Genomic DNA, 17,835 nt, shown 5'->3' with positions numbered 1-17,835 from the left:
GTGCCCACGCAATGGCTTGGGTCCGACAGGCCTCGACTAGGGCTGGCTCGGCGCGATGACGGTGAAGGCGGCTCCCAGGGGGTCCGTCACCACGCAGAAGCGGCCATGGGGCGAGTCGGTGGGCTTCACGTGGACCTTGCCGCCCGGCGCCACCTTGCCTGCCCCAACGGCCCGGAGCGAGGGTCCGCCGTCACGATTCGTCCCTCACTTCACCGAGGAGGAGTCCACGTGCACCCTCCGGCGCTCCTCGTGGGAGCGGAGCGCCGCCGCGATGACCTCCTGCACCATGGCGCCGTCGTCCAGGGTGGCGAGTCCGTCGCGGGGCGCGCCATGTAGCAGGCCGAGGAATCGGCGCGCGCCTTCCTCGTGGGCGAGAGCCCAGGGCTCGGGCTCTCCGGAGCGGGGTTCGACGCCGGGGGCGATGTCCTTCCAGGCGCCGTGCTCGAAGGCTCGCACCGGAGAGATGCACCAGCCTTCGCGCGATGGCACGTAGCCACCGGAGAAGCCCACCTCCCAGTCCTGGCCGAGCAGCGTCCAGCCCCCGTGGATGCCCGGCTCCGGACAGGCGACGTGCGTGAGCACCATCACGGCACCGGAGGAGAGTCCCACGTGAAGCGCGGCGGTGTGCACGGGGCGGCCGGAGAGCGTGGCCTGCACCCAGACGGGGGACTGTCCCGTCAGCCACAAGGCCGCGTCGATGACGTGGGAGAGGCCGCCCCAGTCACCGGACTCGCCCGTGCGAGGAGCGTCCGGGAGCTCGTCGGCGACGGGCATGAAGCCGTTGCGCAGCGTGAGGACCAGGTGGCGCACGGGGCGCCCTTCGAGCCAATGCTTGAGGGCGCGAAGCGGCGGCAGCATGCGATAGGGGAAGTTGACGGCGCTGGGAGTCGAGGCCTCGCGGGCGCGGCGTGCCAGGAGGCGTGCGTCCTCGACGGTGCGAGCCAGGGGCTTCTCGCACAGCACCGGGCGACCGGCGTCCAGGGCGGCGAGCACGTGTTCGGCGTGCACCGCGTCCGGGCTGGCGACGACCACCGCGTCCACGGCGGCGCACAGGTGCTTCACGTCCGTGGTGGCCAGGGGAATGTGCTCGTGCTCGGCGACGGCGCGGGTGGCCACCGGGTCGCGTCCGCACAGGGCCGCGATGTCCGCGCCCGCCGCGCGGAAGGCTCCCACGTGCATGCGCCCCCACTTCGTCCCGATGATTCCGATGCGCGTCATGGTGGTACAGCCTGCCAGAGACAGTGGGCTCGGCGTGCATCCGCGTCCGCCAGGGACATGCGATGCTATCCGCGCAGCCCGGTCTTCACGTCCGGGCGCGCCCGAGACGAGGCCCCTTGATGCAGCCCGTGGTTCCCCTGACCTCGACGCCCTCCGCCGACTTCGTCGCTCCGTACTTCGCCCCTGTGCGAGGCACGCGCGTGGAGGCGCGCACGCCGTTGATTCTCGCGGCGGTGCTGGCGCCCATCCTCATCGCCACGCTGTTCCTCAGCCCCGCGGGAAAGCTCAACTGGCTCCTGGAAGTGGGGCCCGGGCTCGTCGGCATGGCCGTGCTGGCCGCCACCTTCCGCCGCTTCCCCATGTCGCGCTGGGTCTACGTCTGCGTCTTCCTGCACGTGCTCGTGCTGACGTACGGCGGCTACTACACCTATGCGCTCACACCCCTGGGCGACTGGGCGAAAGACACCTTCCACCTGTCGCGCAACCCCTACGACAGGCTCGGCCACTTCGCGCAGGGCTTCTTCCCCGCGTTCATCATCCGCGAGGTGCTCCTGCGCGCCACCCCTCTGCGTCGCGGCGGCTGGCTGAACTTCCTCACCGGCTCCGTGGCGCTGGCCATCAGCGCCGTCTACGAACTGCTGGAGTGGTGGGCCGCGCTCGCGCTGGACCCCGCGGGCGGCGACGCGTTCCTCGGCACCCAGGGCGACATCTGGGACGCCCAGTGGGACATGTTCCTCGCCCTCTGCGGCGCCATCATCGCCATGGCCGTCTTCGGCCGCGCCCACCTGCGAAGCGTGGAGCGACTGGTGACCCGCGCGAAGCTCACATCCACTTGAGCGAGTAGCGCCGCACCGTGTTCCGGGGCGTCATCTTCGCCTCCGTCACAATCTTCCCGAAGCCCATCAGGAACCCCCGGAAGGTGCCCAGCAGCAACGGGGCCGGCAGGCGCGAGCCACTCTCCAGCTCCGCCGCCAGGGGCATGAAGGCCACCGTGCGCGTGGTGTCCGTCGCGGGCAAATCCTTCACCATCGCGCGCAGCACCGAGTCGAAGTCGCCGAACACCTTCTCCACCGAGTCGAACCCCCGCGCCCGCGCCAGCGGCAGCGTGCGCATCGCCGAGCGCTGGGCGATGGCCTCCACCGCCCGGTCTCCCAGCGCCACGTGCAGCTCCCCCGTCATGCGCACGTAGTCCTCCCACGCGTACCACGTGTCCTCACGCATGCTGTTGATGGTGCGCTGGTGCGCGGGAAAGCGCGAAGACGCCGCCGTCATCGCGCCGAGGATGGCCTTGAACCAGGCGCCCTGGATTTCGCCGGACATGAAGTACTCCCCCTGACTGGGAAGCACTCCACCCGCGTGGGCTCGCGCGAACCAGGGGGGAACCCACACGGGCGTGCACGGCACGACGCTCGCGAGCGTCGAGGACAGTCTTCCGTCTCCCGGTGGATGCTCCGCGCGTGCTGCGCAGGACACCCACCCCCGGAGCGCGCGCTACGCGGGCAGCCGCACCTGCACCCGCGTGTGTCCCGGCTCGGAGAGCACGCGCACGTCGCCGCCGTGCCGCTCGACGATGCGCCGGCTGATGTCCAACCCCAGCCCCGCCGCGTTCGGCTTCGTGCTGAAGAAGGGCTCGAAGATGCGCGGCATCAAGTCCCTGGGAATCCCAGGCCCGTCGTCCGCCACTTCCGCCACCACCTGCCCGGCCTCCGTCCAGGTGCGCAGCTTCAACGTCCCGCCGCGCTCACCCAGCGCCTCCAGCGCGTTGAGCACCAACTGCGTCCACACCTCGTCCAGCGCGGCACCCTCCGCGCGCAGCTTCGGTGCCTCCCGGTCGAACTGTCGCTCCACGGTGACGTGGCCGCCCTCCAGGCGGTGGCGCAGCGCGAGCAACGCGTTCTCCAGGCCGTCGTGCACGTCCACCTCCGTGGCCGGCCTCCGGTCGATGAAGCTGTACGCCTTCACGCCCTCGACGAGCGAGGAGACGCGGGCACTGCCGCGCTCGACCTCCGCCAGCAGCACGTCGCCGCTCACCGCGGCCACCAGCCAGGAGAGCGTGTCCCGCAGCAGCGCCTCGCCCACCCGGCGCGCCACCGAGTCCAGCCACTCCACGTCCAGCCCGGAGGCCACCAGCGCCGGCGCGACGTCCCACGCGTCCGACATGCCGCGAAGCTCCAGCCACGTACCCACTTCCTCCTCGCGCCGCGTCCGCGCGAGCGGCTCCAGCGCGGGAGTGGCCCGGCCCCGGTCGGCGGCCTCCCGAGGCAGCGCGAGCAACGCGCCGCGCTGCGCCGAGGACAGGCCGTGCTGCCCCAGCGCCATGGCCCGCGCGGACACCAGCCGCAGCGTCTCGCGCAGCCGCGTCGCGCTCCGGTTCGCCGCCGTCGCCGGATTGCCCAGCTCCGGCGCGAGTCCCGCCACCATCTGCCCCGGCGTCGCCGGACCGGGCTGCTGGGTGGACACCACCTCCTGCGGCTGGGTGCGCTGGGCGGCGACCTCCATGAGCCCCCGTCCCAACGAGGGCGCCAGGCGCAGCAGCTCCCAGAAGGCGGCGGGCTCCAACCTCAGCAAGCGCACGTCCGTCTGCGCGTGGCCGGTGGTGGGGTAGGGGGAGTTCAGGAAGAGGATCAACTCTCCGAAGATGTCGCCCGCGTCCAGCGCGCCCGTGGGGGCCACCTGGTCTCCCACGCGGCGGGACCACACCGTGCGCCCTTCGAGGATGACGGACAGGCCGTCGGCGGGGTCTCCCTGCGCGGCGACCCGAGTCCCGGCGGCGAAGTGAAGCTGGCGCCCATGACTGGCCACCCAGTGGAGCTGCTCGTCGCCCAGCCGGGAAAACAACGGTACCCGGCGCAGCGCTGTGACGATGTCCTCGCTTCCCATGTCCCTTCGGATGCTGCCTGGGTCCGAGGAAGGGTGTCCATCTCCGGATGACCCCGTGGCCCCGGAATCGACATGGACTCCGGGATGCAAGCGCTGTACGCGCCCGGCGCCTTCGGGCCCTTGGGGTGGCTTTCCGTGACAAAGGAGCAGGCGGCCACCGCCCGCCTGTCCGGCTCCCGGTCGCCGCATGTCAGGCAGGGTGGCGGACGACGGAGCGCGCGAGGAAGCGGGACTCGCCGGCGGGACGCAATGTTGGGGGAACCCTCGCACGAAGGAGCTCCGCATGGACTCGCACGCCGCTCCCCCTCCGCGCATGGAGGACCCGGCGGCCCTCTTCCTGGCGGAGCTGCGCACCGTCTCCCTCTTCACCGACGTGGACCCCGAGGAGGCCGAGCGGCTGCGCGCCGAGGCCTCGTACCTGGAGCTCCAGCCCCAGGACTGGCTGGCCCACGAGGGAGAGGCCGCCGCCTTCTTCCTCATCCTGAAGGGAGAGCTGCGCATCACCCGGACGATGGGCGGCGTGGAGATGCTCGTCTCCGTGTTCCGGGCTGGAGAGTTCTTCGGAGAGGTGCCGCTGCTGCTCGGCCAGCGCTTCCTCGCCAGCAGCCGCGCCATCTCCGAGTGTCGGCTGGTGCGGCTCAGCCACCAGGCCTTCTGGCGGATGCTCGCGGATTGCCCCACGGCGAACCGGGAGATTCTCCGGACGATGGGCGAGCGCATGAAGACGCTCCAGTCCATCTCGCTCCAGCAGGAGAAGCTGGCGTCGCTCGGCACGCTGGCGGCGGGGCTGGCCCATGAGCTGAACAACCCCGCGTCGGCGGTGATGCGCGGCGTGCGCGAGCTGGGGGAGCGGTTGGGTGAGCTGCCCTCGCTGGCGCTCTCCCTGGACTGTCGCACGCTGTCCGAGCCCCAGGTGCGGGCGCTGGAGTCTCGCGCCTCGTTGGAGCCCGTCTCCCGCAGTCCCCTGGACCGGGGCGACGCGGAGGACGCGCTGGCGCGGTGGCTGGGCGCGCGCGGCGTGGAAGACGCGTGGGTGCTGGCACCGGAGCTGGTGGAGGCGGGGCTGTCGCTGGAGCGACTGGAGCACGAGCTGGAGTCGCTCCAGGGCGACGTGTTGAAGGGCACGCTGCGCTGGGTGGCCGCGACGCGGGGAATCGCGGTGCTGCTCGACGAGGTGGGGCAGGCGGGGGGACGCATCGCCGCGCTGGTGAACGCGGCCCGGGCGTACACGTACCTGGATGAAGCGCCGCTGCAACGCGTAGACGTGCACGAGGGGCTGGAGAGCACCCTGGCCGTGCTGGGCCACCGGCTGCGCGGGGTACGGGTGGAGCGGGACTACGACCGGAGCCTGCCGACCATCACCGCGTACGGCACGGAGTTGAACCAGGTGTGGACCAGCCTCATCGAGAACGCGGCAGATGCCATCAAGCAGAACGGCGGAGGGACGCTGCTCTTGCGCACGCGCGGCGATGGGGACCACGTGGTGGTGGAGGTGGTGGACGACGGGCCCGGCATCCCCGAGGAAATCCTGCCCCGCGTCTTCGACCCGTTCTTCACCACGAAAGGCGTGGGCGAGGGCACCGGCCTGGGGCTGAGCGTCACCCACCGCGTCGTGTCCACGTTGCACCGGGGCGAAGTGGTCGTCACCTCGCGGCCGGGCGAGACGCGCTTCCGGGTCCGCCTGCCCCTTGAGCTCGACGGGGCCTTCATCCCCGAGCCCGCGCGTCCACGCGCGTCCGAGTCCACGCCACGACGGCCCACGGAGCTGGAGGCGCTGCGCGGCGCGTAGCCTCTACGCGGACGGTGGCTGCTCCAGCGGCAGCCTCACCTGGAAGGACGTGCGCCCGGGCTTCGACTCCACGCGCACGTCGCCGTGGTGCCGGTCCACGACGATGCGGCGGGTGATGTCCAGGCCGAGTCCGGTGCCATGCCCCATGGGCTTGGTGGTGAAGAAGGGCTCCCAGATGCGCGGCAGCAAATCGGGCGGGACGCCGGGCCCGTCGTCCACCACCTCCACGAGCAGGAAGCCGCCGTCCTTCGCGGTGCGCACGGTGAGGTGCCCCTTGCCGCCCATGGCGTCGATGGCGTTGTCGACGAGGTTGGTCCACACGTGGTTCAGCATGCCGGGCAGGGCCTGGACGCGCGGCAGCTCGCGGTCGTACTCGCGCTTCACCTCGACGCCGTGCTTCAGCTTGTAGTTGAGCAGGAGCAGCGTGTTCTCCAGGCCCTCGTGCACGTCCACGGGCTCGGGCTGCTCCTTGCCCGCGTGGGTGTAGGACTTCACGGCGCCGGCCAGCTCCGACAGGCGCGTGGTGCTCTGCTTCACCTCCGCGAGCAGCGCCCGCGTGCGCACCAGCGCCTCCAGCCACGCGAGCGAGTCCGGCAGCGCGTCGGCGGGGAGCGCCTGGGCAATCGCCTCCAGCTTCTCCTGGTCGATGGCCGCGTCCAGCAGCGTGGGGGCCAAATCCCACGCGTTCACCACGCCGCGCGCGTCCATCCACGTCGCCAGCGCGTCCTCCGCGTCACCGCGCGTCAGCGGGTCCATGTCCCGGGTGGCGCCCCGGCCCTGGCTCTGTCGGCAGGTGCGCAGCAGCAGCAGGCGCTGGGCCTCCGTCAGCTTCCAGCGCTCCAGCGCCAGCGACAAATCCTCCTGTGCGTCCATGGCCAGGGTGAGCTGCTCGGTGGCGCGGCGGCCCGCGGAGGCGGGGTTGTTCATCTCGTGCGCGAGTCCCGCCGCATGGCGCCCGAGCGCGGCCAGCTTCTCCTGGCGCAGCAGCGTGCCTTCCAGGCATCTCAGCCGTTCCTGAGGCTCCATCACGTCCGCGGACACGTCACACCTCACTCAGGTATTGGTGGATGAAGGAGATGGCGATGGAGCCCTCGCCCACGCCGGACGCCACGCGCTTGATGGAGGCATGGCGCACGTCGCCCGCGGCGAAGATGCCCGGCACGCTCGTCTCCAGGAGGAACGGCGGACGGTCCGGCTTCCAGCCCTTGGGGCGCTGGCCTCCGGGCATCAGGTCCGGTCCGGTGAGGACGTAGCCTCGAGTGTCCCGGGCCACCAGTCCGTCCAGCCACTCCGTCCGGGGCACGGCGCCAATCATCACGAACAGCGTGCTGGCGGGCACGGTGCGCTCGGGCTGTCCCCGCGTCGTCAGGGTGACGCGCTCCAGGTGGGTGCCGCCCTCCACGCGCGTCACCTCGGTGTCGAGCAGCACGGTGACGTTGGGCAGGGAGCGCACCTGCTCGACGAGGTAGTGGGACATGCCCCTGTCCAGCGAGTCACCGCGCACCACCAGCGTCACCTGGCGGGCGAACTGCGCGAAGTAGAGCGCGGCCTGTCCCGCCGAGTTGGCGCCGCCGATGATGAAGACGTCCTCTTCCTTGCAGGACACCGCCTCCGTGCGCGACGAGCCGTAGTAGACGCCCGCGCCGGTGAGCGCCTCCATGCCGGGCGTCTCCAGCTTCTTCCACTGCACACCCATGGCGAGCAGCAGCGCGTGACAGCTCAGCTCCGTCCCGTCCGCCAGGGTGACGATGCGGTATGGGTCCTCCACGCGCAGGCCGCTCACCTCCTGGGGCGTGAGGATTTCGACGCCGAAGCGCGCCGCCTGTGTCACCGCGCGCCGCGCCAGGTCCGCGCCGCTCAGGCCCGCGGGGAAGCCCAGGTAGTTTTCGATGCGCGAGCTGGTGCCCGCCTGTCCGCCCGGCGCGCTGCGCTCCACCATGACGGTGCTCAGTCCCTCGGAAGCGCCGTACACGGCGGCGGCGAGCCCCGCGGGGCCTCCGCCGATGATGACCAAATCGTAGAAGGGCTTGGTGGCGCGGACCTTCAGGCCGATGCGCTCGGCCACCTCCAGCGTGGACGGGCCCATCAGCCGCGTGCCATCCGGGAAGAGGACCAGGGGCAGCTTCTCCACGGCCGCGCCGCCGGCCTGGGCGAGCAGGAGCCGGCCCTCGTCGCTGCCCTCCACGTCGAGCCACTGGTAGGGCACCTGGTTGCTGCCCAGGAAGTCCCGCAGCGCGTGGGAGCGGGGGGCCCAGCGGTTGCCCAGCACGCGGATGCCCTCGAAGGTCGGCGGGTGGTGGGCCCACCACTCCTCCAGCAGGTCCGTCAGCACCGGATAGAGGCGCTCCTCGGGAGGCTCCCACGGCTTGAGCAGGTAGTGGTCCAGCCGCACCTCGTTGATGGCGTGGATGGCGGCCTGCGTGTCGGCGTAGGCGGTGAGCAGCACGCGCCGGGCCTCGTCGTAGAGCGTCTTGGCCTGCTCCAGGAACTCCACGCCGGACATGCCCGGCATGCGCTGGTCGACGAGGAAGAGCGCTATCGGGTCTCCGCGCAGCCGCAGTTGCCGCACCGTCTCCAGCGCGGACTCACCGCGGTCCGCGCTCAGCACGCGGTACTCGCGGCCGTACTGACGCCGCAAGTCGCGCTCCACCGCGCGCAGCACTTCCGTGTCGTCGTCCACCGCGAGGATGACGGGCTTGGCCATGCGGTTCGCTCCCCCTTGGGAGAGAACGCACCGGCGCGGTCAGGTTCTCCAGGCGAGGGGACGGGGCCTATGTGGACTGCTCGGAGCCCGGGCGTCAGCGAGCGCCCGTGAGGTGGACTACGGCGGGCACGCGGCCGCTTCGTCGTTGTTTTCGATGACGCGCTCGTCGAGGGCGCCCGTGTGGACGGCCTCCGCGAGCCGCCTGGCCCGACACGAGGGAAGCCACGTGTTGCCGGTGACCATGAAGCCGACGCGGACCTGGGCCAGCGAGTCGAGCCGAAGCTCCGTGAGGCTTGGATTGTCCCGGACCGTCAAGCCGTCCACCTCGCGCAGCCCCTTCAGCCCCGCCAGGGTCGGCAGGTTCGTGTTCCCATCCGCGTAGACGTAGCTGACGACGGTCAGTCGCTCCAGGCCCGACAGGTCCACCAGGGAGCGGTTGTTGGCGATGGCCAGCTCACCGCGGATGCTCTGCAGGGCGCTCAGCTCCGTGACTTGAAACAGCCTCGCGTTTCCGATGATGCGGAGGTGCGAACCCACGTCCCTCAAGGACCGCATGGGGCCGACGACCGACAGGTTGCTGTTGCCCTCGATGGTGAAGCCCCCCACCCGGGAGAGGTTGGGCAGCTCCAGGCGCTTGAGCTGAGGGTTTCCCGACACCTCGAAGTCGCTGCCGACGGTCTGCAGGTTCTCCAGCAGGGCGGAGTCCTCCAGCGCCTCGTTGCGGACGAGGGAGACGTTGGCTTGCGCGGTCCGCAGCTTGCGCAGCCCGGCCAGCGTCTGGAGCGAGGGGTTGTCGACGACGGAGAGTGACCCGACGAAGGTGACCTGCGGCAGTGGAAGGTCTCTCAGCGCCGGATTGCCCGAGATGAGCACCGTGCCCGTGATGCTCTGGACGAAGGTGAAGCTCCCCGCGCTGTCGAGGAGGGCGTTGTCCGTGATTTCAAGGCCCTGCCGAGGGGCGAGGGCGCTCGTCCCGGCCAGGGAGAACAACTGGGCGTTCCGCTCCACCTTCAGGGTCCGGCCCACCGGGACCTCGCGACTCGGAGGGAAGGCGGCGGGGCCGAACGTCAACGAGGTCAGTTGAGGGTTGCGGGCGATGAGCAGGTCATCCCGGACGAAGCGAAGCCCGGGGATGGCCACGCGCACGAGCAGCGGGTTGTCGTGGATGTCCACGGAGCCCTCCACGAACTCCAGCCCGGGAAGCACCACCTCCGTGGCCACCTGCGAGGAGATGATGAGACCTCCCCGGATGTGGGAGATGTTCTGGAGCGCGGCGACGTCCGTGGCGTCGAGCAGTTCGTAGGGGCCGTCATGGGTGGCGGCGGACCGACACACGTAATGCCGGGCCAGGACCTCCAGCTCCTCCAGCACCCCGTTCTTGTCCTCGTCTCCGCCGTAGGCCACGGCCATGCCGCCAGCGGGGCAGTTCACACCGGGCGCCTCCGCATGCTGGCGTGTCAGGATGGGCACCCGCGGGTTGCAGATGTGGCTCGCGGCGCGAAGCTCGTCGTCGTCGAGGGTGCCGTCCCGGTCCAGGTCAGGTCCCGACTCCACGGCATGGATGTCCGTGGAGCCGCACTCACTGCCTCCTCGCGTCCCGAGCAACACCACTCGCGTGAGCACCGTCTCGGGCTCCAGGCAACCGTAGACCTCGCGGGTGATTTCGTCGTCGGACAGGATGCCGTCCTGGTTCGTGTCGTTGCCCGCGTGCGTCAGTTGTCCGCCCAGTGGACACGCCGCGCCCGGAAGCACGGCCCTGGTGCGCACCAGCACGCCGGGGAAGGTCGTGGCGCAGACGTACTCGGTGGCCGTCACCTCGGCGTCGTCGAGCACGCCATCCCAATCCGAGTCGATGCCCGTCTCCACCGCGTGCCCGCCGTGCTCGCACCGCGTGCCCACCGGCTCCTCCCGCGTGCGCTGCGCGACGCGCGGGGGGCGCTTGTCGCAGAAGTACTGGATGCTGGCCGCCTCGTCGTCGGACAGGAGCCCGTCGTCATTCGCATCCGGCCCCGCGAGCAGCGCCTCACCTCCATGCTCACAGTGCTCGCCGGGCGGCTCCGGCTCCTTGCGGGTGAGCGTCGCGTGAGGCGCGAGGAAGTCGTCGATGCGAATCGCATCACAGCCTCCGAGCAGGAGCAGCGGTACGGCCCAGGTCCATCGCATCGAAGGTGCTCCTCGTCGCTTCTCATCGCGCATGCTGCTCCCGTCGCGCGGACTCATGGACAGGGAGCCTGGTCGTCGTTGCCTTCCACGAAGAGCAGGTCCGGGCGGCCCGTGTAGACCCGTCCGGCGAACGCCTGAATCTGGCAGGTGGGAAGCCGCGGGTTGTTCCGGGCGGCCAGATAGCCGGACACCTGTCGCACCGGGTCCAAGCCCAGTTGGGTCAGGTGGGCGTTGTCCTCCACCATCAGCGTGTCGATGGTGCGCAGCTTCGTCAGCTCGTTCAGCGTGGTGAGCGAGTCGCAGTCGTTGACCGAGAAGCCTCGCAGTTGCTCCAGGTTCCCCAGCCCATGCAGCGCGGTCAGCCTGGGATTGCCGTAGAGCGCGAGCCACGGCCCGTTCACGAGTGAGGTCATGGAGCCGATGGTCTCCAGCTTCGCGTTGGCGTCCACCGAGATGCCCGTCTCCACGCTCCGGAGGGTGGTCATTCCTCCCCACACCGTCATCGCGTTGTTGCGAGCGAAGAAGATGCTCCCGGCATGCCAGAGAGAGGACAGGCCGTAGGAGGTGACCATCCCCGCGTTCTCCCTCACCTGCAGCTTGCCGGAGACGACCTGGAGTGACGACAGGCCCGCGAGGTTCAGCAGCATGGGGTTGCCCTGTACCAGCAGGCCTCCGCCAATGGACTCCAGCCGCGTCCCCACGAGTGTCGCCAGGCTGGCGTTGTCCTCGATGACCACGTCTTCGTTCACTCGCGCCAGGGTGGCCAGGGGCAGCCTCTCCAGCGCGCCATTGGAGGAGATGCTCAGCGACCCTTCAAGGAACTCGATGGACTGGAGTCCCAGGCCATTGAGCGGATGGGTGAGGGCGGCGTTCCCCTTCACCTGGACATTGCGGCGAGGAACGACGGACCGCAGTCCGTCCAGGCTCTTCAGCCGGGCGTTGTTTTCGACGGTCAGGTCCCGGGACACCCACAGCCATCCGGCTCCGCCTCCGCCGACGGTCAGCGTCTCCAGCGCATCGTTGCCTCGAATCGTCAGCCCCTCGCCGACGAAGCGCAACCCGGGCGCCTCCATCCGCGTGAGGAAGGGATTGCTCTCGATGACAACGGCGCCGTCGACGACCTCCAGCGAGGGCAGCTTCGCCTGCGCCAGGGTCGGACTTCCGTTGAAGAAGAGGAGGTTGCCTCGGATGCGGCTGATGCCCTGGAGCACGGCGAGGTCCGTGTCGCGCTGGACCAGGAAGTCGCCATCGAAGGTGCGCCCGTCCTCGCAGAGGACGTTGGAGATGAGGACCTCCAGGGCGTCCAGTTGCCTGTCGGCGTTCTGGTCCATGCCCGCGAGGACGCGAGTACCTCCCACCGCGCAGCGGGCACCGGGAGGCTCCCAGTCCAGCTCCACCCGCAGCAGCGGCTCCTGGGCGCAGGTGCTGAGGGTAAGCCTCACCTCGTCATCGTCGAGGTTCTTGTCGCCGTTCTCGTCGGGTCCCGCGTCGACGAGGATGTGCGTGGTGGGCTCGGGACAGGCGACGAGGGACGGCGAGGGGACGCGCACGCGCGAGAGGATGGGCGCGTCGGTGACCTTCCAGCAGGAGTACACCTCGCGGTCAGTCTCCTCCGCGTCCAGGACGCCGTTGCCGTCCGTGTCTCGACCGGCGCGGGTGACTTGCCCGCCTCCCGGGCAGCGTGTCCCGAAGGGCACCGGCTCCATGATGACCACCAGCTCGGGCAGGGTGGAGCAGTGGACCTGGGTGCTCGTCACCTCGTCGTCGTCGAGCGCGTCGTTCGTGTTGGTGTCCATGCCCACGAACACCACCTGTCCTCCCAGGGGACAGCGCTCACCCGGAGGCTCCACGACGGTGCGCGAGAGCGGGGGGAACTGCTTCAGCAGCTCTCTCAAGCGGAGCGCTTCACAGCCCGTGACCCAGGGCAGCAGGGCCAGCAGCCAGAACACTCTCATCGAAGGCGTCCTTCAACGGGCGACGCGTCCAATCCTGTCAGCCCATCGGGAGGGGGCGCGCAGGTGGGAGTGTCGTCGTTGCCCTCGATGGTTCTCGTTATCCCGTTGAACACCCGGTTCGCGAAGAGGTTGGCCATGCAGGTGGGCAGCGCCGGGTTCCCGATGATTTCCAGCGTCTCGTTCACTCGCTGGAGGCCGTCCAATGAGAGCCGCTCGAGCGCGGGATTGGAGTCCACCTTGAGCTTCGCCAGCGTCCTGAGGTGGTTGAGCCCGTCCATGTTCCTGAGCGACGCGTTCCCCGTCACCTCGAGTTCTTCCATGCTGGAGAGACGGTCCAACCCCGACGGGTCGTTCAGCGAGTCGTTCTGCGCGAGCGTCAGTCGCGGCAGGTAGACCAGGGACGGGAACCTCCCCAGGCGCGCCAGCGCCTTGTTGCGCATCAGGTCAAATCGGCCAGGGATGGTCATCAGCCGAGGGAAGTCGCAGGCCGCCAGGACGTCGTTGTCGGCGACGTGCAGCCAGCTCACGGTGGTGAGTTCGCCCAGCCCCGCCGTGGAGACCAGGGAGTCGTTGTCCGTCACGTACAGACCCTCTTGAATCGTCCGGAGCACGGGCAGGCCCGTCAGGTCGGTCAGCGAGCCGTTCCGGTGGATGGTGACGGTGTTGCCCACCGTCTCCAGGCGAGTCAACTCCAGCCCCACGAGCGCGGGGTTCTCGTTGATGGCGATGGAGCCTCCCACGCGCAGCAGGGCCCGGAAGGGCAGCCGGGTCAGCTGCTCGTTGCCGATGACGTCGAGCGAGCCGGGCAGCTGCGTCAGGTGCCACGAGCCCGGGTCCGTGAGCGAGTCGTTGTCGAACAAGGACAGGTTGCCCCGGGGCTGCACGGATTTCATTCCGTCCAGACTCGCGAGCTTGGGGTTCTGCTGCAGTTCGAAGTCCCCCTCCACCCACAGGATGTCCTGCTCCGTCGGGCCTCCGAGCGTCAGCGTCACCAGCTCTGGATTTGTGTAGAGGCTGACGCCGCCGCCCACGAAGCTCAGCCCTTCCAGCTCCAGGCGCGTCAGGGCCGTGTTGCCCCCCACGAACAGCGGGCCCTCCACCGCGACGAGCGAGGGCAGGACGATTTCAGGCAGCGCGGTGTCCTGGATGTTCAGCGTGCCCTCGATTCGGGAGAACGCGCGCAGCACCTCCAGGTCCACCGCGTCGCGCAGGAAGTAGTCGCCGGTGAACGTGTTCGTCGAGAGGCACACGTAGGTGCGCGTGGCCACCTCGGAGTCCTCGAGCGTCCCGTTGCCGTTCGCGTCGGTGCCCACGTTGAGGCGCGTGCCGCCGGAGGCGCAGCGGGCCCCGGGGGGCTCGATTTGCAGGCGCACGCGGACGGTCGACGCGGGCGCGCAGACGGCGGTCTGTGCGCGGCGCTCCGAGTCGTCGAGCGCTCCGTCGGCATCCAGGTCGGGCCCCGCCTCCACGAGGGAGGTCCCCTCGTCACAGGCCAGGGGATACGAGTCCACGTCACTCACCCGGTACACCACCGTCGAGGACTCCCGACAGGTGATGGCGCTCTGGGAGACCTCCTCCGCCTCCAGCTCCCCGTCGCCATTCACGTCCAGGCCCGCCTCGACGAGCTCTCCGCCCAGCGGGCACGTGGTTCCCGGGAGGAGCGTCCGCGTGACGACCAGCACCTCGGGCAGCGCCCGGTTGCAGTCGTAGTCGGTGGTGCGGACCTCGGTGTCGTCCAGGACGCCGTCGCTGTTCGTGTCCAGGCCCGTGAGCACGCGACGTCCACCGTGCTCACAGATGTCACCGGGGGGCTCTGCCTCGAAGCGGGACAGGGGCTTGTGCTGGAATAGCTCCAGGTCGATGGCGTCACAGCCCGAGGCCAGCACCAGCAGCGTCATCCAGAGACATCGCATCACGAGCGCTCTTCCCCTGGTCCGGACGCCGTCAGCGCCTCAGCCCCAGCTCGATGCCGAACATCCGGTCCCACTGGTCGTCACCGTCCAGCGTGACGCGGTCCGCGGCGACCGTGGCCGCCAGTCTCAGCTTCAGTCCGAAGAGCCGCCCCGCCACGCCCGCCGCCGCGTGCGTCGTCAGCAGCGTCGGATCTCCCATGCGCCTGGCCTTCGACGTCACGCCCAGCACGCCCCAGCCGAGCCCCGCCTCCAGGAACAGCGGCGTGCGCACCCCATCCCGCAGGCCCAAGAGCCCCTGCACCGTGGCGCGGTGGGTGCGGATGCCCTCGAACGCCACCGGCATCAGCGAGTAGGAGGCGCGCGCGCCGTAGTACAGGTGAGGCCAGGTGTCGCTGCGCCAGGAGAGGCTCGGGCCGGTGGAGAACGAGCCCAGCCCCAGCGGGGCCTGGTGACCCAGGAGGCCCACCTCCCACGACGGCCAGGGGGAGGGGCTGGATATCGCGAACCGCCGGGACACGAAGTCGCCGCCCGCGGCCGGAGGAAACGCGCGGGAGAAATCCACCGGCACCAGCCCCGCGGCCGCCACGTACTGGTCATAGAAGTCCTTGTCGAGCGGCATGGCGAACAGGCCGCGACGCAGGGCTTCCTCGGCGGGACCGCGCTCCTGCAGCTCGCGCGGCTTGAGCTCCGGCAGCACGTCCTGGGACAGCTCCGCCAGCGTGACGCGGGCCTCGCTGGTGGGCGTGCGCAGCCAGTACACCTCGCGCTCCGGCAGCCGCAGCATCACGTACTGGTCCTCGGAGCGCCGCACGTCCGCCAGGCGCCGCCCGTCCGCGTCCTCCACGGAGAGGCGCGAGTGCCCGAAGCCGGTGGACAGCGCGAGGCTGGGGCCGCTGGGGGCCTGTCCGACGAGGGGACGGCGGGGCGCGCCGGTGGGCGCGAAGGCGTGGATGCTCAGCCGCGCGGGCAGGCCCTTCACGCCCTGCAGCGACGCGGAGACGAACGCGCCCAGCTCGCTGTACTCCACCTGTCCGTCGCCGTTGATGTCCGCGGCGCCCAGGAGCCCCGAGCGCGCCACGTGGCTGAAGACGCCCGCGCGGATGCGGGACCACTCGTGCGTCTCCCCGTCCTCGCTCTCCGCGAAGAGAGCGCCCACGGTGGGCCGGGTGGCCAGTTGCTCGCGCGCGAGCATGCCGCGCAGCTCCGCCAGCACCGCCGTGTCCGTCTGTCCGCCCCGGCTCCCCACGACGCCGGAGGCGCGGCAGGCGTCGACGATGAGGTGCACGTAGTCGGCGCCCAGCGGGTCCACCACGTCGGCGTAGAGGCTCGCCTTGTCCAGCCGGCCTCCGGCCAGGGTGAAGTAGGCGCGGCCGGCTTCATCCGTGTTGCCGTGGCCCACGTACACCACGAGCACGTCCGTCTCGCGGCCGGCTTCGTCGTCGGCCAGGCTGGCGGCGCGCAGGCGGGCCACCTCGCGCTTCACCTCGTCGGGCGTGGGAGGGCGCGCGCCCGCGAGCACCGGCCGCGCGCCCGCGAGCGTGGCGGCATCCGGGTCCACCAGCAGCGTCGTCTCCACGCCCAACCGCTGGAGGGTCTCCGCCCACAGCACGCCGTCATCGTCCGCGAAACGCAGCGCGGGCAACGACGGGTCGTCGCTGCCGTTGTGGGCAATCACGAGCGCTCGGCGGACCAGGGCTTCCGCCGAGGCGTCGCGAGCGGCGAAAAGCGCGGCGGCCCCGAGGAGCACTCCCAGTTTGTTCATGGTCCTTCCTCTACCCTCAGCGCCTGCTTGAGCACCACTGCCCCCCCCGTCTCCTCCCCACGCAAGGCCGCCAGGGCCGCGGACGGGCTGTCGGCGAACGCCGCGGTCACCTCCGCCTCACCCACCGTCTCCGGAAGCGGCACCGTCAACTCCAGGGGCGCTTCCTTGCCTGGCGCACCGGACAGCACGAAGGGACCGGCGGTGAGCTCCGCGCGCCGCGTGCCTCTCACCTGGACGGCGATATGCGTGTACGGCGCCTGTCCGCCCGCGGCGAAGGCCAGCATGGCGCCAGCCGGGCAGGCTTCACCCGAGTGCAGCTCCCGCAGCGGCTGGCCCGGGGTGGCGCAGAAGATGCGCAGCGCCACGCCAGGGGGTGGGGTGCCCAGGCCCCGGGCACGGAACTCGTCCGTCAGGGCGGGCGTCAGCACCATGGCGGCGACGACCGCGGTCAGCGCGCCCGCGAGCGCCACCATCGACGGCCACCGCGAGGGCACGGACAGGGGCTCCGCCGCCGCGAGCGCCGCTTCCAATCCACCTTCCGTCAGCGCGAGCCGCTCCATGGAGGAGGGCGCGTCCAGCGAGTCCTCCAGGGCGCGATGGGCCTGGGCCCAGCGTTCATAGAGCGGGCCGCACCGGTGACAGACATGGGCGTGGCGCAGCAGGCGGGCGGCCTGGGGCGCGGGCAGCTCTCCCTGGGCCCAGCGCGGCAGGCTGGCGTCGATGTGTCGCTCGTACCACCTCATGATGGGATGCTCCCTATTGCGCACAGGGCCAGGGTGGCCAGGATGACGCCCAGCTCCATGCGCCCAGGCTCGGCCGCCGTGTCCAGCCAGCCCGAGGACTTCAGGTGTTCGGTGAACTGCGTGCGCAGTCGTCGCTCGCGCACGCGAACCTCGCCTCGGGTGAGTCGGAGCTTTTCGGCGGCGGCTTCCTGGGACAGCCCGTCCACGAACCGGAGCTGCGCCAGGGCACGACCTTCCTCGGACTGCGTCTCCAGGAAGCGGCGCACCAGCGTCCGGACCTCGGTGCCGAGCGCCTCTTCCTCCGGGCTGCGCCCCTCGTTGGGCAACTGGCTCAGCTCCGGTGCTTCGTCCAGCGACACGGCTTCCCGCGACACCCGTCCCGACGCGCGCATCAGGTCGATGGCCGTGGAGCGCGCCACCGTCAGCAGGAATCCCAGGTACGGCCTCACGCCGTCATAGGCCTGCCGCATGTTGGGACGAAACGCGCGCACGAAGGTCTCCTGATGGGCCGCGTCCAAATCCAGCGCGGACAGGGACACGGTGCGCGTGGCCCCTCCGTCCGCGCCCACGGAGAAGCGCCGCGAGAGGTAGCGCAGCACCTCCGGCGAATAGACGCGGTACACCTGCGTGAGGACGGACGAGTCCCCACGGCGGAAGGACTCCAGGACGGAACGGTCATTGCCTGGCAGCACGGTCTCTCCGACCCCA

General features: G+C 70.6%; 14 protein-coding genes. 2 read left to right on the top strand and 12 right to left on the bottom strand.

The features are described 5' to 3' along the window. Positions 1-36: 36 nt before the first annotated feature. Positions 37-129 (bottom strand): VOC family protein, encoded by a 93-nt coding sequence (locus G4D83_RS47185; protein WP_420826623.1) that lies wholly within the window; start codon positions 127-129, stop codon positions 37-39. Positions 130-204: 75 nt separating this feature from the next. Then, the gene (locus G4D83_RS08020; protein ID WP_163864086.1) at positions 205-1,218 is read right to left on the bottom strand and encodes a Gfo/Idh/MocA family protein; all 1,014 of its coding nucleotides are present in this window, start codon (positions 1,216-1,218) and stop codon (positions 205-207) included. A 119-nt stretch (positions 1,219-1,337) separates the two neighbouring features. Between G4D83_RS08020 and G4D83_RS08015 the strand changes: the two genes are divergently transcribed. Next, entirely contained in the window at positions 1,338-2,054 is a 717-nt protein-coding gene (locus G4D83_RS08015; protein WP_163864085.1) for a DUF2238 domain-containing protein, read from the top strand. On the opposite strand, the gene G4D83_RS08010 is transcribed toward G4D83_RS08015, so the two are convergent. Further along, complete coding sequence (locus tag G4D83_RS08010) at positions 2,041-2,538, bottom strand: hypothetical protein (RefSeq protein WP_163864084.1); 498 nt, start codon at positions 2,536-2,538, stop codon at positions 2,041-2,043. The two genes, G4D83_RS08015 and G4D83_RS08010, sit on opposite strands and share 14 nt — an antisense overlap. Positions 2,539-2,709: 171 nt before the next feature. Further along, positions 2,710-4,098 carry a cyclic nucleotide-binding domain-containing protein gene (locus G4D83_RS08005; protein WP_163864083.1) on the bottom strand — a complete coding sequence of 463 codons (1,389 nt, stop codon included), beginning with the start codon at positions 4,096-4,098 and terminating at the stop codon, positions 2,710-2,712. Between the two features lie 283 nt (positions 4,099-4,381). Between G4D83_RS08005 and G4D83_RS46770 the strand changes: the two genes are divergently transcribed. Next, positions 4,382-5,887 (top strand): sensor histidine kinase, encoded by a 1,506-nt coding sequence (locus G4D83_RS46770; protein ID WP_163864082.1) that lies wholly within the window; start codon positions 4,382-4,384, stop codon positions 5,885-5,887. Positions 5,888-5,890: 3 nt separating this feature from the next. Here G4D83_RS46770 and G4D83_RS07995 read toward each other — a convergent pair whose 3' ends face one another. From G4D83_RS07995 to G4D83_RS07960, 8 genes are all read right to left on the bottom strand, one after another. Next, positions 5,891-6,928 (bottom strand): sensor histidine kinase, encoded by a 1,038-nt coding sequence (locus tag G4D83_RS07995; RefSeq protein ID WP_163864081.1) that lies wholly within the window; start codon positions 6,926-6,928, stop codon positions 5,891-5,893. A 1-nt stretch (position 6,929) separates the two neighbouring features. Further along, a complete protein-coding gene (locus G4D83_RS07990; protein ID WP_163864080.1) occupies positions 6,930-8,591 on the bottom strand; it encodes an FAD-dependent oxidoreductase in 1,662 nt (553 codons plus the stop codon). A 117-nt stretch (positions 8,592-8,708) separates the two neighbouring features. Beyond that, positions 8,709-10,754: a DUF7151 family protein gene (locus tag G4D83_RS07985; RefSeq protein ID WP_163864079.1), complete on the bottom strand. Its 2,046-nt coding sequence runs from the start codon at positions 10,752-10,754 to the stop codon at positions 8,709-8,711. A 53-nt stretch (positions 10,755-10,807) separates the two neighbouring features. Then, the gene (locus G4D83_RS07980) at positions 10,808-12,709 is read right to left on the bottom strand and encodes a DUF7151 family protein (RefSeq protein ID WP_163864078.1); all 1,902 of its coding nucleotides are present in this window, start codon (positions 12,707-12,709) and stop codon (positions 10,808-10,810) included. After that, positions 12,706-14,622, bottom strand: a complete 1,917-nt coding sequence (locus G4D83_RS07975; protein ID WP_163864077.1) for a DUF7151 family protein — start codon at positions 14,620-14,622, stop codon at positions 12,706-12,708. The genes G4D83_RS07980 and G4D83_RS07975 overlap by 4 nt, the downstream gene beginning before the upstream one ends. Positions 14,623-14,653: 31 nt before the next feature. Then, positions 14,654-16,384, bottom strand: a complete 1,731-nt coding sequence (locus tag G4D83_RS07970) for a caspase family protein (protein ID WP_163864076.1) — start codon at positions 16,382-16,384, stop codon at positions 14,654-14,656. Continuing rightward, on the bottom strand, positions 16,381-17,127 hold the full coding sequence (locus tag G4D83_RS07965; protein ID WP_205522590.1) for a hypothetical protein: 747 nt from the start codon (positions 17,125-17,127) through the stop codon (positions 16,381-16,383). Before G4D83_RS07965 ends, G4D83_RS07970 begins: the two co-directional genes overlap by 4 nt. Further along, positions 17,124-17,819 (bottom strand): RNA polymerase sigma factor, encoded by a 696-nt coding sequence (locus G4D83_RS07960; RefSeq protein ID WP_163864074.1) that lies wholly within the window; start codon positions 17,817-17,819, stop codon positions 17,124-17,126. Before G4D83_RS07960 ends, G4D83_RS07965 begins: the two co-directional genes overlap by 4 nt. Positions 17,820-17,835 lie beyond the last annotated feature (16 nt).

The sequence above is a fragment of the Myxococcus eversor genome (assembly GCF_010894455.1).
GTDB classification, from domain to species: domain Bacteria; phylum Myxococcota; class Myxococcia; order Myxococcales; family Myxococcaceae; genus Myxococcus; species Myxococcus eversor.
This window is presented reverse-complemented; position numbering and strand designations above follow the sequence as displayed.